Raw genomic sequence first — 15,336 nt, forward strand, 5'->3', positions numbered from 1 at the left:
GTCACCTCTTTGCTATTTGAGCGCCCAACATCCGCAATAGTCGCTTGCACCGTTTGTGTGCCCGCCGTTTGAGCAGTTGTTACCGCCCCAGAAATATCGGCAGTTGCCGCAAAATCTGTCAGCACCTCCGCTGTATTGCGGAGTCCGTATCTTTATCATTCCAAGCTCGCGCTGATGTCTTTCATTTTGTATCTGGCTGAGCTTTGCCTGCCGCTCAGCCTCTATCTGCCTGCTGCGTGCAGCCTGCTCGTTCATTCTCTTTCTTTCTTCCTCGAGCTTATAGCTGCCAAAGGAATGATAACTGCCGCTGATAGCACCCCTGAGATACCCCGAAAGGCTCTCATTATACTGCTTTGCCATCTGCTGTATCTGCGAGGAATCCATCTTATTGAGGTTTGCACCTGCATCTGCCAGCCCGACAGCAAGCCCCGACAGCTTTCCGATAAACCCCTGCGCCGGGTGCTCCTTGATGTTTTTTACACTTATCATACCGCATTTAACACTGTGCCCCCACGCCTCCTCGGCCTTTTTTAGCATAGCGCTCTTTCTCTCCGCCTTTGAAACGGGAATGTCTATGCTTATCATGCCCTCGGGGTAGTCGGTGTCGCAGTATGGGCAAGCGCTCTCGCCGCTCTCTATCGGCGCACCGCAGAGAGTACACTTGGAAAGCCTGCTTTTCATAAGCTCCTTTATCTCCTCGGGTGAGCTTTCGGCATAGTCCTCCATAGTCTCAAGCTCTTTTAGCATTGCCTCTGTGAGCCTGCGCTCCTCTATACAGTCCTTGCAGTTCTCGCTCGGGATACACAGCTTTGCGCACCAGTCACCCGGCTTCTCCACTGAAACAGCGTCGTTGTAGCTCTTTTTGGCGTTGCTTATCTCCTTTGAGATATTCGAGAGCTGCTGGCTTATCGATTCAAAAAATCCCATACTGTCACCTCCCCGTAACACCCGTCTGATTTGTTACTATTATAGCACAATTTAACACAAATGTCAATGATTTTGTGTAAAATGCTCAAAACCGTAAATGATCAGGTGCCGTAGAAGCGATACTTGACATAAGTCGAAAATTATGTTATAATTGACATAAGTCAGAAAGGAGATGTGGCTATGCCAAGACCGCAAAAATCACGCCGGATATGCTGCTACCCTGATTACTGGAGCTTTGCGCCCGATCAGGACAAGGCGAGCGACACGGTAATTATGTCGCTTGATGAGTTTGAGACGATACGGCTGATAGACTATTTCAGCAAAACGCAGGAGCAGTGTGCAGCTCAGATGAACGTTGCACGCACTACTGTCACGGCGATATACGACACCGCACGCAGAAAGCTTGCACAGGCGCTGGTCGAGGGCAGGCGCATCGTTATTTCGGGCGGAAACTACACGATCAATAACAGCATCTCTCAGGAGATAGCAAGGAAAGGAACAGGCATTATGAGAATAGCAGTAACTTATGAGAACGGACAGATATTCCAGCACTTCGGCAGGACAGAACAGTTCAAGCTCTACGACATAGCTGACGGCAAGGTGATAAACGAACAGGTGGTCGGCACTGAGGGTGCAGGGCACGGCGCACTTGCAGGATTTTTGAAAAATGCACAGGCTGATGTGCTTATCTGCGGCGGCATCGGCGGCGGAGCACAGATGGCTATGCAGGAGGCAGGCATCACTCTCTACGGCGGCAACATGGGCAGCGCTGATGATGCGGTGGCTTCGTTCCTTGCAAAGACACTTATACAGAATGAGAGCCCCACCTGCGACCACCACGGTCACGAGCACAGCGAGGGTCACTCATGCGGCGACCACGGATGCGGTAAACACTGATGAAGTACGACCACGTTGAAAAAGCCGCCTCGCTCTTTGCCGGGGGCATGAACTGCGCCCAGTCGGTGTTTGTGGCCTTTGCAGATGTAACAGGCATGGACGAGCAGCTTGCAAAGCGCCTGTCGTCCTCCTTCGGTGCCGGAATGGGGCGTATGCGTGAGGTATGCGGCACCTGCTCGGCGATGTTCATGGTAGCAGGTATCCTCTACGGCGAGGGAACGGAGCTTGACCATAATGTCAAGACCGAGCACTACAAGCGCATTCAGTACCTTGCAGAGGAATTTCGCAGGGAGCACGAAACTATCATCTGCCGTGACCTTTTAAAAGGCCTTGGCGTAACAAGCACCCCCACACCCGAAAAGCGCACAGAGCAGTATTACAAGGTGCGCCCCTGCATAAAGTTTGTGCGCACGGCGGCGAAGATACTTGACAGGTATCTTGAAGAAAACCCGCCCGAGAGGTAAGCCTATGAAGATAATAACACTTGTAGAAAACACCTGCGGTGATGAGCGCTGCACAGCAGAGCACGGGCTTTCGCTCTACATCGAGACGCAAAAGCACAAGCTGCTGCTTGACACGGGGCAGACTGATGCCGTAGTGAAAAACGCTGAGGTCTTAGGAGTTGACTTATCGGCTGTTGACACGGTCATTCTCAGCCACGGGCATTATGACCATTCGGGCGGCATACTCCCATTTTCACAGGTAAACCGAACTGCACAGATAATAATGCAGCAAAAAGCTGCCGAGCCGCACTACAACGGCGAGCGTTACATAGGCATTGACAAGGACATACTGAACCTGCCGAATATTCAGCTCATTGACGGCGATATGCAGCTTGATGACGAGCTGTTTTTATTCAGCGGCATAACAGGCAGGCGGTGCTATCCTCAAGGGAACCTCAAACTCTCACGGCTCGAAAACGGCGTGAAGGTGCCTGATGATTTTTCGCACGAGCAGTGTCTTGTCATCACACAAGGCGACAAACGCTGGCTGCTCTCGGGCTGCTCACACAACGGGATACTCAATATCCTCGACCGCTACAAAGAGATATTCCAAAGTGAGCCCGACTTTTGTCTGACAGGCTTTCACATGATGAAAAAGGACGGCGTGTACACCGATGAAGAAATGGCTGTCATCATTCAGACAGCAGAGGAGCTCTCAAAAATGCACACTGTCTTTTACAGCGGCCACTGCACGGGGATACCTGCCTTTGAGATGATGAAGGGCATCATGGGCGACAAGCTAATCGCTCTGCACTCGGGAGAAAGGGCTTTGTGACAGAGCACATAATATAAGAATAGTACGACCCCTCCGGTGAATATAATACTCCCGGAGGGGATAATCATGTTTGAGCATATATACCGGTTTCTGTGCGAAAACCTTTTATACTTCGCACTTCACTTTGACGGGCGCAGCGTCTTCCCGAAGCCGTTGTCAGCCGCCGAGGAGAGAGAATGCTTTGAGAAAATGGAGCAGGGCGACAAGGGAGCACGAGACAAGCTGATAAGCCACAATCTGCGCCTGGTCGCACACATCATCAAAAAATACTACAACACATCTTCCGAGCAGGACGACCTTATCTCGATAGGCACAGTCGGGCTGATAAAAGGCGTTTCGACCTTTGACTACAAAAAAGGCACACGCTTTGCGACATATGCGAGCAGGTGTGTGGAAAACGCTATTCTATCAACACGGACACAGATGTCGGAGATGATCGCAGAGAATTTGTCTGCAAGGTATCTGACAGTCTTTACCTCGTGACCTCGCCGGACAAGCCCGACAAAACAGAAATGCTGTATAAGCACAGCTTCAGCCCGAATGACCTCCCCTGCCCTATTGGTAAGGATGCGCCGACAAAGAACAAGCTGAGATACTACCGCACGCTAAAAGGCTTAACGCAAAAACAAGCGGCCACGCTCATAGGCATTGACCGCTCGACATATATTCGCTGGGAAAACGGGGAAACAAAGCTTTATCATCAGAGCAAGCTCGCAAAAACGGCTGAGGTCTTCGGGTGTGAGACATCTGAGCTGAGTGATGAGTAAATGACTTTTATGATCTGCGGGCGAAGGCGTTATGATCGACATCATCAACGTCAGTTTTGCATAATTTCATTTATGCACTTTACCGAAAAACAGATGCGCCTATTGACATTGTATCGCTATGGCGATATAATAATACTTGGGAGAGTGATTTTTATGATCGTTTATCATGGTTCTGACCATATTATAGAGACACCGACGTATAACGGCAGCAAAAGAGCAAATGATTATGGATATGGATTCTATACGACCGAGAGTATTGAGCTTGCCAAAGAATGGGCTTGCTCTGACAATCGTGACGGCTTTGCCAATCGCTATGACGCAGATCTTGACGGATTGTCAGTGCTGAATCTGAATTCACCTGATTATTCTATTTTAAACTGGCTTGCCATACTGACAAAGTTCAGGACATACTGGCAGAGCGGAAGCATTTCAGAGGAAGCCAAAGAGTATCTGTATAAAAACTTCTTTATAGACCCATCCGATTATGATGTTATCATCGGTTACCGTGCAGATGACTCTTATTTTTCGTTCGCTCAGGATTTTGTCGCAGGAACGATCTCTCTGTCAAAGCTCTCGGAAGCTATGCTGCTCGGCAAGCTTGGAGAACAAATAGTTTTCAAAAGCCAACGATCATTTTCTCATATCCGTTTTGCAGGTGCAGAGCCTGCCGATGCCGAGACCTACTATATCAAGAAAAACACAAGGGACACCGAAGCACGCCGTGAATACAGAAAAACGAAACGCTCGCAGGACAGCATAAATGATATTTTTATGCTCGATATAATGAGGGAGGGCATTAAGAATGGAGATCCGCGCTTACGATGAATCATATATCAATACAGCACAAAGCATTTTAGGCCACGCAGTTGATTTTGCCGTGCTTACTCTGCATCTGGAGCCTGATGTATTCGGCACAGCTTTTGCAGTCTCTGATGCATCTAAACAGTTTGGCAGCGGCAATCCGAAATATGTTGCAGGTATGACAGGCTGTGAGCTTGCAAGGTCAGTTCTTTCACAGACAAATACTCCGTTTACAGACAGCGAAGATATTATGTATCTTGATAAAAGCCCTGAATACTGGTGCGGCTGGGCGCTTGCATATTATCAGTGGCATTCATCAAGACCGTTTATGGAAATACTGAATGCCGTTCCCTTGTCAGACATCATTTCAATGTACTCTGTTTATCACGAAATGGATATTGAACACTTCACTCAGCATATGGACGAGCTTATAAAAAACGCAATGCCTGCCACACGTCTTAAGACTAAGCGTATAAACTGCGGGCTTTCTCAGTCACAGCTTGCCGCCGATTCAGGTGTCGCCGTGCGGCAGATACAGCTTTTTGAGCAGCGTCAAAGAGACATCAACAACGCCGCAGCCATCACCTTACTTCGGCTGAGCAAGGCGCTTCATTGCCGTATGGAAGAACTTATTGAGTATTAAACCAATTTGATATAACGCAATAACACCGGCTCAGAGCACACCCTACGAGCCGGTGTTTAGTTTATCCCGTTGTCATTTAATAATATTATGTTTTGGGTAAAACATGATAAGTTCTTTGAAATGATCCCCCCATTCATACCATTGGTTATGAGTGAGGGGATATTTTATTATCTTCGCTTAGTCCTTATTATTTATGCACTATTTCACCTTGACCATTGTTAAGGTAAGCTATGCTCCGGTTGAAATGAAGTTCAAAGTATGCTATAATATAAAATACCAACACCACTCGTGATGCGGTAAATCCTAATTCAACTGGAGGTCATAATGATAGAGACCAAACGACTGAGAATATATGCAGCTTCTAAGGAAGAAATGGAAACGTTCATAGAGTCACAAACAATTGATGTACTCAAACTCGCTTATTCAGAAATGCTGAATGGCTGCCTGAATAACCCCGATCAATGGGAATGGTATGCCATATGGATGATCGAGTTGAAGACCGGTACGCATATCGGAGAATTGTGCTTTAAAGGGCTTGATAAAAACGGTATTGCCGAGATAGGATACGGGATCAATGAAAAACATCAAAACAACGGCTATGCAACCGAAGCAGTAAAAGCGGTCCTGGAATGGGCTTTGAATAAACCAGACGTAACTGCTATTGAAGCCGAAACAGAGCCCGAAAACGCTGCTTCAAAAAGAGTCCTTGAAAAATGCGGATTTGTATTAAACGGCAAAATAGGCGAAGAAGGACCTCGTTACACCATAACTCGTTTTTGATTTGCGGAGGAGTATCATGTACAAAGTAAAAAACTATTCGCAGTATAATGATATTGCAAAAGAGATAAAATGCGGAACTGTTTATCCGATGTCGATGACACAGGGCTATCAAAGCGGAGAAGCTTATACTGACGGGAAGGCAATGCTTTTTCACCATGACTGCGGTTTTGCATTTCTGTGCGGAGATACGGAAGAGACCTTTCTGAATGATGTGTATTCTCTTATGAAAAGATCACAAAGGCGTTTTGTGTTGTTTTCCGAGAAAGAATACATAACTCGGTTTTTTAAAAAAATGCCGGACATACAAATAAATGAACGCTGTTTTTATGAATACGCAGATCAAGGAGTTTTGACTGAAAGCAGAGCATATTCGATAAAAAAGATAGACATAGAATTGCTCGGGCAGCTTGACGGAACGATTACACCTTCTTTTTCATGGAACGCCGATCAATTTCTCAAAAACGGATTCGGATATGCTGTCATGTATGATAACGTGCCTGTCTCATGGGCGTTTTCAGCAGCAATTTGCAACGATGAAGTAGATATAGGCGTAGAGACTGCCGAAAAATACAGAGGAAAAGGCTTGGCGAAGATTGCCGTAAACGAAATGATAAAAGCGATAATAGCATCAGGGAAAAAACCTGTATGGGCTTGTCACAGCAAGAATATCGGCTCTAAAAAACTTGCGGAAGGTTCGGGCTTTGTAATGACTTTACAATGCTCGACGATAGAGTTAATATCAGGTGAATAACTGCCCGACCACGAAAAGAGGAGACACAATGAACAGCTTTAAGGCAACACCGCCGGGCCACCGGCGGATACCTTTACACGCCATCCACTTGCAAATTTTCCGTCATATTACCCAAATTTACCTTGAAATACGTTAGTATTCCTGCGGTAAATTTAGCCAATCTGACGAAAAATTTGACTGCGTGTCTGACGTACAATGGTTGTGCGGTGTTGCCTTAAAGAAATATGTCTCCGCACAGACAGCAAGGATCCGTATGAGATACTTAAACTTATGATCTCCCAACCCGATGTGCCGATGCAAGGAGCTGTGCATCACATTCTGAACGGTGCGGCATTTTATAGTATTATTATAATAGTACAGACAGGGCAGAAAAAAAAATTTCAAAAAAAATAAAATTATTTTGTAACGAAATGAGACTTTCTCCGTCTAACCTATGTAACAGCAAAACCGCACAAAGACCGCCTGAAGGCTTTGTACGGTGTTGCCTAAAAGAAAGGAGGTGCAATGATAAGTGGACGAGTCCCTTGAAAAAATGTATGAGACCTGTTATATGAAGGTGTATTCCTTTGTGATGACCCTTGCCGGAAACAGAGAGACAGCGCAGGAAATAACACAGGATACCTTCTTTAAAGCGATGACATCAAAGCAGCCGTTTCGGGGCGAGGCACAGCAGCTTTCGTGGCTGTGTGCGATAGCAAAGAACCTGTATACCGATGAGCTGAGGCGAAACTCACGAAACGGCGGCGAGATACCCGAGGCAACTCCCGACGACAGCAAAGACCTTGAACAGAGCCTGACAGATAAAGATCAGTGCTTTCTGATACACCGGGCGCTTCACGAGCTCGAGGAGCCTTATAAGGAAGTCTTTCAGCTGAGAGTTTTCGGAGAGCTTTCCTTCTCTCAGATAGCGAGTATATTCGGGAAGACCGAGTCATGGGCAAGAGTCACTTATCATCGTGCACGGATGAAACTGAAAGAGAGGTTAGACGAAAATGAAAAATAACTGTGATATCATAAGAGATCTCCTTCCGCTTTATCAGGACGACATTTGCAGCGAAAGCAGCCGCAGCGCCGTTGAGGAGCATCTTAAAGAATGTAAGGAATGTAGTGATTATCTCGAATCTATGCGTAAAAGCGGAGAGATCGAAAGCATCATCGAAGCCGACCGCAGCGATGCTATCTCGGCACAGGCAAAGTTCTTCAAGCGCAAGAGTGCAGTCGTAGGAACGGTTTTTGCGGGAGTGTTCATGCTTCCCGTGCTTATCTGCCTTATTGTAGGGCTTGCTACCGGCGGAATATCATGGGTGATGATAGTTTTATCGGCTATGCTGATACCTGCATCGCTTATAGTTGTTCCGCTGCTCGTTCCTGAAAACAAGGCTTTGTGGACACTTGGCTCATTCACTGTCAGCCTGATGCTCCTTTTCGGAGTATGCTGTGCCGTTACGGGCGGCAGCTGGTTCTTTACGGCGGCATCATCGACACTCTTTGGGTTGTCGGTATTCTTTGCACCGTTTGCCGCAAAAGCAAAGCCTGTGTCTGCAATACTCGGCAACCACAAGGGTCTTGCGGTAATGGGGCTTGATACAGCGCTTTATATCATTATGATGCTCTGCATAGGTCTCTCAAACGGGCTTGGTGCAGGATACTATAACTTAGCCGCATTCATCTCACTTCCTATACTTATCTGGGCATGGGGGCTGTTTGCGATAATACGCTATCTCAAAGCAGGCAAACTTATCAAGACCGCCGCTGCGCTTGGCATTACAGCAGTTATAATGACAGTCAGCAGCCTTATATTCAACCTTGGCGAACACACATCACTTATCTATATAGAGACAGAAAATAACAGATATGAATTCGGAACATTTACAGCACTTGCAGTTGTATGCATGATAATCGGTGCAGTATTCACTCTGATAGGTATGCTCAGAGCAAAAAAGAGGAGGAACAAATAATATGAAAAAGACAGTTTTATTTGCAGTAATGATAAGTGTAGTAATGATGTGCCTTTGCGGCTGCTCGGCGGGCTTTGTAAACGGCTTTGCAGTAAGCTATGACAACGCAGACAAATACACGGCAGGCGACCGTGAGATAACAGATAAGATAGACACCCTTGATATTGACTGGGTAAGCGGAAAGGTAACAGTTTCCGCAGGCGGCAGCACGGTCAAGGTGAAGGAAACGACCGATGCAGACCTTGATGACAATCTCAAAGTCCACACCTGGGCAGACGGCAGCACGCTTCATGTAAGGTTCTGCAAATCTGGCGAGAGATACAGCAAAAGCGCAGAAAAGACTCTTGAGATAACCGTTCCCGCAGAGACTGTCTTTGAGGACATAAAGGTGAACACCTCGTCTGCCGATATAGTCTGCGAGGGTGTGGCTGCAAAGACCGCAGAAATGGATTCCTCATCGGGAAAGCTCACCTACAACGGCAACGCAGGCAGCTTTAATGCCGACTCATCATCGGGCAATATCAGCTTTTCGGGTATTGCATCTGATATTGACGCAGACAGCTCATCAGGCGAAGTAACTATTGACCAGAAGGGCGATGCACAGAGCATTGATATAAGCACCTCATCCGGAGAGATAGAAGTAGACTGCGAATACACAGACACTCTTAAAGCGAGCAGTTCTTCGGGCGATAAGGACATCACTCTCAGAAAGATGCCCAAGGAAGTGAGCGTTTCCTCCTCGTCGGGCAAGCTCGATATTACACTTCCCGAAGATGCAGGCTTTACAGCTGAGATAAACACCTCCTCAGGTGATGTAAGCTACGATCTGCCTATGTCAAAGACAGGTGATGACACCTACACCTGCGGCAGCGGCGAAAACAAGCTGAGCATAAGCGCATCGTCGGGTGATGTAAGGATAAACAAGTTAGGGTAACGATCGACAGATAAGAATGACAAAACGTGAAGGGAGGTAACACCATGAATAAACTGAACCTACTATTTCTGATACTTCTGTTTCCGTTCATCATAATCATTCGGCTGTTTACCCCGAAAAAAGACCGCAGGGGAAGAAAGCTAACTGACACAATTGAATGTAAATACCCCAAATGCAAGATCATCAGCATCAAGATGCAGCACGGCGGCAGTTCGTCTTCTGCAAGTGAAGCCGATAAGGCTCATGACCCGAAAGGTTCAGTTGTTATCATCGAAAATAACGGTGAAAGGCGGACTTTGCATCTTTCCTTTACAGATGACATCTGGCAGATCACCCAAGATGTCTCCGAATAATGAACTGAAAACGCAGCCGGCTATGACCGACTGCGTTGTATTTATGCCCTGTTTTCTCAAAGCTATTCAAAACGTGTTTATCCGAAAGCGCTGACAGCTTAACGTCAGACCGTTTTATGAAAACCTTGTCCATTCATTCCCGTTTCAACAGGTATCCGCAGGGAGTGCTGTCCTTTCAGGGTCATAATTCGCAAACACATAGAACCCCTGTGTCATTGATACCAAATCCGGGCAGGAGCATCGGCTAAAAAATGTACTAAGATCCGATTTTCCTCAAAATGCTTGACATGGTTCGGCTGATGTGCTATACTTTGGTTAGACATAACTAACTGTTATTCTGCGACGTAATGTCGCTTTTTCTTGCGGAATAAGTTAGCCAAAACTAATTAAAGCAGCCGGAATATCGGCGGAAAAGGTGTTATGTTAAAAAACAAGGAGAAATAAAAGATGGGAGAGACAGCTGTAGAATTTAAGGACGTTGTAAAGACCTACGGCAAGGGCGAGGGCGCTCAGACAGCGGTAAACAACGTCAGCTTCACGATAGACAAGGGCGAGTTCGTGGTGATACTCGGTCAGTCGGGGGCAGGCAAATCGACCGTGCTGAATATGCTTGGCGGAATGGATGTGCCGACATCGGGCAAGGTGATAGTGGACGGTCAGGAGATATCCTCATTCAATGACAAAAAGCTGTCGCAGTACCGTGCGGACGTTATAGGCTTCATTTTTCAGTTCTACAACCTTATCCCCGGGCTGACTGCTTACGAGAATGATGCACTGGTCAAGGACATAAAAAAGTCAGCGCTTGACGCAAACGAGATGCTCGACCGTGTTGGACTTTCCGACCAGAAGCACAAGTTCCCTGCTCAGATGTCTGGCGGCCAGCAGCAGAGGGTGTCTATTGCCCGTGCGCTTGCGAAAGACCCGAAAATAATCCTGGGTGATGAGCCTACCGGTGCGCTGGATTCGGAAACGGGTAAGATAGTTATCGACCTGCTGCAAAAGCTGTCCACAGAGGGCGGCAATACGGTCATTCTTGTGACCCACAATGCCGATATCGCAAAGTGCGCAAATAAGGTCATTCACATGAAGAATGCCAAGATAAAGTCGATAAAGACAAACGATCACCCCCTCTCGGCGGACGAGATAGAGTGGTAAAGGGGCAGCGGTATGCTAAAGAAAAAAATGCTGCGTGATATCAAAAGCAATTACGCACAGTTCTTCTCCATATTCATTCTTGCTGTTGTGGCGATGTGGTGCTTCACGGGGTTTCAGTCGGACGTTATCGGAGGACGGCGTGCTATGAGCGCATTTTCTGAAAGCAGTAATTTTTCCGACGGCTGGATATACGGCAGCGAATTTGACATTGAGCAGGCTGATAGAGTTAAGGCAACACCGAACAACCATTGTACGTCAGACACGCAGTCAAATTTTTCGTCAGATTGGCTAAATTTACCGCAGGAATACTAACGTATTTCAAGGTAAATTTGGGTAATATGACGGAAAATTTGCAAGTGGATGGCGTGCAAAGGTATCCGCCGGTGGCCCGGCGGTGTTGCCTTAATGCTATAGACGGCATAAAGGAAGTTCAGCTTCGTTGTGTAGTTCTCGGAAAGGCAGACGAAATTTACAACACCGCCGAGATATGGTGCTATTTTCAGAATGATAATACCGTCACAAAGCCTCATACTGTCAAGGGTGAAGACTTCGACCCGTCAGATACGGACGGAGTGTGGCTGTTCGAGGCTTTTGCAAGCACATGGGATCTAAAAGTCGGGGATAAATTCACTGTTCACGTTTTAGGGCAGGATATTGAAAATGAGATAAAAGGACTTATTGAGTCACCCGAGCATATCTTCTCCTGCGCTTCAAGCGACACAGACACGGATTTCCACAACATCGGGTTTGCGTATATATCGCAGAAAGTTCTGCCGGAGGAAATGCGCATAAACAACGAGATAGTTTTTACCTGTGAGGGCAAAGCGCTGTCTTATGAGGACGATATCGACACTGCCCTTGACGGCGGATATTCTTTTATTGCAGACCGCAAGAGCATCGACGGCTTCAACCGCCTTGTGGACGAATTAAATCAGCACGACAGCTTTTCCTACATATTCTCATTCGTGTTCGTGGCAATAGCTCTGCTTGTCATAACCACAACGATGAAGCGTATGGTAGCACAGCAGCGCACACAGATAGGCACTCTCAACGCCATCGGAATGAAACGGCGCAAGATAATGCTGCACTATCTCGGATACAGTTTTCTGCTATCGGCGCTGGGGTGTATCACGGGTGTTGTGCTGGGTATCTACACATTCGGCAAAATGATGATAGATATGTTCTCGGAGTTTTACCGTCTGCCCGACTGGAGCGGCGGCTTCAACTACAAAAGCGTTGTGGTGGCGGCAGTCATCGTGCTGGTATGCACAGGTGCGGCATATCTCAGCTGCTATCAGATATTGAAGATACACCCATCTGAAGCGCTTCGCCCTGCAACAGCAAAGACCGCAAAGCCCTGCATCTTTGAAAAGCTGCCATTCTGGGATAAGCTGGGCTTTACCTCACGCTACAGCCTGCGTGACATATCACGCTCTAAGCTGCGTGCGGTCATGGGCATATTCGGAACCTGTGTTGGTATGATGGTCATGACTCTCGGTCTGGGTGCTTTTGATACGCTGGGGTATGTGCGAAGCTGGTATTTTGACGATATTCAGAATTACAGCAGTCAGGTGATACTTGCCGACAGCTGTACCGTAGGCAACACCTTAGCAACAGTTATTTGGGTTATGTTTGGACGGTTGGTTTTACAGCAATAAAACCGAAAGGACAGATACAAATGATCGATGCGATGTTGGGTTACAGACAGGGTGAAATCCACTCCGCTGAGTTTTCTGACGAGTGGGGCAAGCTCTGTATCCCCTTTGAAGATTCACTTAGCGAGGAGCAGATCAATGTGTTCCACAAGATACTTGACTGCGTAAGCAATACCGCCGCCGCTGAGATGAGCACTGCTTACAAGGTCGGCTTCAAGGACAGCGTGGCTTTAATGATAGAAGTTCAGATATAACGAAATATATAAAGTGGTCTTGTTTTATGTTAATTCAGGGATAAGACCTTTTTTATATGCAACTCAATAATTTAATGTTCAGTTAATGTTTGGCAATTGTTCCGTTAAGAGTGCGGTAGTATCATACATATATCAAAGGAAAAAGAATACAAGAGGGTGTTTTGAAAATGAAGAAAACTAAAAGGATAATATCTTTTATTTCCGCACTTGCTGTTATTAGCGGAATGTTCTACGGCTGTACACCAGACAGCGCAAAGGAAACATCTGCTGAACCGGCTGCAGCTCATCAAGTTCTTGACGTATCGGCGATCAGAGCGCAGGACGACTTTTACGGATATATCAACGCAGAACATCTGCTCGGCACTCTGCCTGCATACGGCGAAATGACCTGGGGTACTTTTGAGGAAGTGGATGCACAGACTGTACAGGAAGTACTCGGACTTATCAGCGATATAGTTACATCGGAGAAAGAATATGAGCCGGACAGCGCAGAATATCTGATAAAAAATGTCTACGATCAGGCAATGGCATATGATGACAATGCCGCAGTTTATTCGGAGGTGCGCCGCTTGTGTGATAAGATAAACAGTGTCGGAAGTATCGGTGAACTAATGGAACTCTGGAAAAAGCTGTACCGTTCCTATGGAGCAAATACGCCGTTTCTGCCGATGGTAAGGCAAAAATATTTCAAGTCAGGCGAATTCGCCTTGCTGATAGACCAGAGCAAAGGAATGTGCGGAAATTCTTATGAGGACATATCCGACAGCGATGAAGCGTGTATCAGCATGAAAAACTACATGAGAGATATGCTGATGGCGATAAGCTATGATAAGGACACCGCCGACAGCAAAGCAAAGCAGGCGGTATATCTTGCACTGGAAATTGCCCGCAGTACCGATTTTTCGGCAGGAAAAGCGGCAAACCCATTTGCGGCTTTTGAATTTGTCAGCGAGGAGGATATGAACGGCATTTTCTCTAATCTTGATACAAGCGTGGTAAAGCTGTTCTTCGGGCTTGATGAAAACACCTATGGCGGCTGGTATGTAAAGGACAGAGGTCAGCTTGAAAAGATGAATGAGATGATGACAGAGGAAAATCTTGAAAGCTGGAAAACGATACTTATTTCCGAACTTGTGACGGCAAATATGGAGTTTTTAAGCACCGAAGCGGACAGCCTTTCGGAATACGGCAGCGGAGAGGAAAAGGAGTATTCCGTGTGTGTCAATACGATCGCATCAAATTTGTTTTTTGTAAATGACCTCAGCGCACTGTATGCCGAAAAATACTACACTGCCGAAGCGGACGCCGCTGTTCGTGAAATGTGCGAACAGCTAAGACAAAGCTACCGTGAACTTATCAGCGGTGCAGACTGGTTGACAGATGACGGACGCAAGGCGTTACTCAAAAAACTCGATAATATGAGATTTATCCTGCCCGATGCGGCAGTATCCGAAACCGACCCGACCCGTGCGGAACTGATAAAAGAAAGCTATCCGCAGACGCTCCATGCCATAAGGGAGCGCTACTATGATGACAACATTGGGAATATCGGTGCGAAGTTCGATATGACACGTCCCATAATGGCAACCTATGAAGTGAACGCAAACTACAATCCAAACAATACAGTTACCATAACTGCGGCGATCATGCACGCTCCTTTTTTCGACCCCAAAGCCGATATCGGAACGAACCTCGGCGGACTGGGTGCGATCATAGGTCACGAAATGGGTCACGGCTTTGATACGATGTGTATGGACTACAACGAAAACGGCGAATATGCTCCCGATTGGCTCTCTGATACCGACAGAAATGCATTTGTGGAAAGAGCAGAAAAAATGCAGGGTTATTTCTCCGGATTTACCGTGCTTGATATCTATCACGTTGACGGCGAGAAAACAAGCGGTGAGAATTATGCCGATTTAGGTTCAATGGAATGTATCGTGAATATACTCAAAGATGATAAGGAACAGCTGAAAAACTATTTTGAAAACTATGCAGTCACTTACGCTGAGACCAGAGTTGACAGCTATGCGATAGATGCCTTAGAGAGCGACGAGCACAGCCCCGGAAAGGTCAGGGTCAACGCAGTGCTTTCAAACTGCGAAATGTTTTACGAGATATACAATATAAAGGAGGGGGACGGTATGTACTGCGCTCCTGAGGAAAGGGTAAGCAGGTGGTAA

Annotated in this window: 19 protein-coding genes; 18 read left to right on the plus strand and 1 reads right to left on the minus strand. The window is 46.7% G+C overall.

Going from position 1 to position 15,336, the window contains the following annotated elements; all coding sequences use genetic code 11:
* Nucleotides 1-12 precede the first annotated feature (12 nt).
* A complete protein-coding gene (locus tag CD05_RS0110670) occupies nt 13-927 on the minus strand; it encodes a hypothetical protein (RefSeq protein ID WP_028510485.1) in 915 nt (304 codons plus the stop codon).
* A gap of 180 nt (nt 928-1,107) precedes the next feature.
* Here CD05_RS0110670 and CD05_RS0110675 point away from each other — a divergent pair, with 180 nt between their 5' ends.
* The 18 genes from CD05_RS0110675 to CD05_RS0110755 all read left to right on the plus strand — a co-directional run bounded on the left by CD05_RS0110675 (nt 1,108) and on the right by CD05_RS0110755 (nt 15,336).
* The gene (locus CD05_RS0110675; protein WP_028510486.1) at nt 1,108-1,824 is read left to right on the plus strand and encodes a DUF134 domain-containing protein; all 717 of its coding nucleotides are present in this window, start codon (nt 1,108-1,110) and stop codon (nt 1,822-1,824) included.
* Nucleotides 1,824-2,288, plus strand: a complete 465-nt coding sequence (locus tag CD05_RS0110680) for a C-GCAxxG-C-C family protein (protein WP_028510487.1) — start codon at nt 1,824-1,826, stop codon at nt 2,286-2,288. The genes CD05_RS0110675 and CD05_RS0110680 overlap by 1 nt, the downstream gene beginning before the upstream one ends.
* A 4-nt stretch (nt 2,289-2,292) precedes the next feature.
* Entirely contained in the window at nt 2,293-3,102 is an 810-nt protein-coding gene (locus CD05_RS0110685; protein WP_028510488.1) for an MBL fold metallo-hydrolase, read from the plus strand.
* Between the two features lie 66 nt (nt 3,103-3,168).
* Nucleotides 3,169-3,585, plus strand: coding sequence for a sigma-70 family RNA polymerase sigma factor (locus CD05_RS18340; RefSeq protein ID WP_051588954.1), 417 nt, complete (start codon nt 3,169-3,171; stop codon nt 3,583-3,585).
* A 29-nt stretch (nt 3,586-3,614) separates the two neighbouring features.
* A complete protein-coding gene (locus CD05_RS18345; protein WP_156947443.1) occupies nt 3,615-3,869 on the plus strand; it encodes a helix-turn-helix transcriptional regulator in 255 nt (84 codons plus the stop codon).
* Between the two features lie 153 nt (nt 3,870-4,022).
* On the plus strand, nt 4,023-4,694 hold the full coding sequence (locus tag CD05_RS0110700) for a DUF3990 domain-containing protein (protein ID WP_028510490.1): 672 nt from the start codon (nt 4,023-4,025) through the stop codon (nt 4,692-4,694).
* Entirely contained in the window at nt 4,672-5,313 is a 642-nt protein-coding gene (locus CD05_RS0110705; protein ID WP_028510491.1) for a helix-turn-helix transcriptional regulator, read from the plus strand. The genes CD05_RS0110700 and CD05_RS0110705 overlap by 23 nt, the downstream gene beginning before the upstream one ends.
* 324 nt (nt 5,314-5,637) lie before the next feature.
* Nucleotides 5,638-6,093 (plus strand): GNAT family N-acetyltransferase, encoded by a 456-nt coding sequence (locus CD05_RS18350; protein WP_084262163.1) that lies wholly within the window; start codon nt 5,638-5,640, stop codon nt 6,091-6,093.
* A 16-nt stretch (nt 6,094-6,109) separates the two neighbouring features.
* Nucleotides 6,110-6,844 (plus strand): GNAT family N-acetyltransferase, encoded by a 735-nt coding sequence (locus tag CD05_RS19820; protein WP_051588955.1) that lies wholly within the window; start codon nt 6,110-6,112, stop codon nt 6,842-6,844.
* A 532-nt stretch (nt 6,845-7,376) separates the two neighbouring features.
* Nucleotides 7,377-7,847, plus strand: a complete 471-nt coding sequence (locus CD05_RS0110720; protein ID WP_051589118.1) for an RNA polymerase sigma factor — start codon at nt 7,377-7,379, stop codon at nt 7,845-7,847.
* Complete coding sequence (locus CD05_RS0110725) at nt 7,837-8,802, plus strand: zf-HC2 domain-containing protein (protein WP_028510494.1); 966 nt, start codon at nt 7,837-7,839, stop codon at nt 8,800-8,802. The genes CD05_RS0110720 and CD05_RS0110725 overlap by 11 nt, the downstream gene beginning before the upstream one ends.
* A 1-nt stretch (nt 8,803) precedes the next feature.
* Nucleotides 8,804-9,736, plus strand: a complete 933-nt coding sequence (locus CD05_RS0110730; RefSeq protein ID WP_028510495.1) for a DUF4097 family beta strand repeat-containing protein — start codon at nt 8,804-8,806, stop codon at nt 9,734-9,736.
* Nucleotides 9,737-9,780: 44 nt separating this feature from the next.
* The gene (locus tag CD05_RS0110735; RefSeq protein WP_028510496.1) at nt 9,781-10,089 is read left to right on the plus strand and encodes a hypothetical protein; all 309 of its coding nucleotides are present in this window, start codon (nt 9,781-9,783) and stop codon (nt 10,087-10,089) included.
* Nucleotides 10,090-10,536: 447 nt separating this feature from the next.
* The gene (locus tag CD05_RS0110740) at nt 10,537-11,244 is read left to right on the plus strand and encodes an ABC transporter ATP-binding protein (protein ID WP_028510497.1); all 708 of its coding nucleotides are present in this window, start codon (nt 10,537-10,539) and stop codon (nt 11,242-11,244) included.
* 12 nt (nt 11,245-11,256) lie between these two features.
* Nucleotides 11,257-11,556: a hypothetical protein gene (locus tag CD05_RS18360; RefSeq protein ID WP_037322953.1), complete on the plus strand. Its 300-nt coding sequence runs from the start codon at nt 11,257-11,259 to the stop codon at nt 11,554-11,556.
* A gap of 44 nt (nt 11,557-11,600) precedes the next feature.
* The gene (locus CD05_RS18365) at nt 11,601-12,902 is read left to right on the plus strand and encodes an ABC transporter permease (protein WP_242841252.1); all 1,302 of its coding nucleotides are present in this window, start codon (nt 11,601-11,603) and stop codon (nt 12,900-12,902) included.
* 20 nt (nt 12,903-12,922) lie between these two features.
* Nucleotides 12,923-13,153 (plus strand): DUF6809 family protein, encoded by a 231-nt coding sequence (locus tag CD05_RS0110750; RefSeq protein WP_028510498.1) that lies wholly within the window; start codon nt 12,923-12,925, stop codon nt 13,151-13,153.
* A 167-nt stretch (nt 13,154-13,320) separates the two neighbouring features.
* A complete protein-coding gene (locus tag CD05_RS0110755; protein ID WP_028510499.1) occupies nt 13,321-15,336 on the plus strand; it encodes a M13 family metallopeptidase in 2,016 nt (671 codons plus the stop codon).

Source organism: Ruminococcus sp. NK3A76, from assembly GCF_000686125.1.
Lineage (GTDB): Bacteria > Bacillota > Clostridia > Oscillospirales > Ruminococcaceae > NK3A76.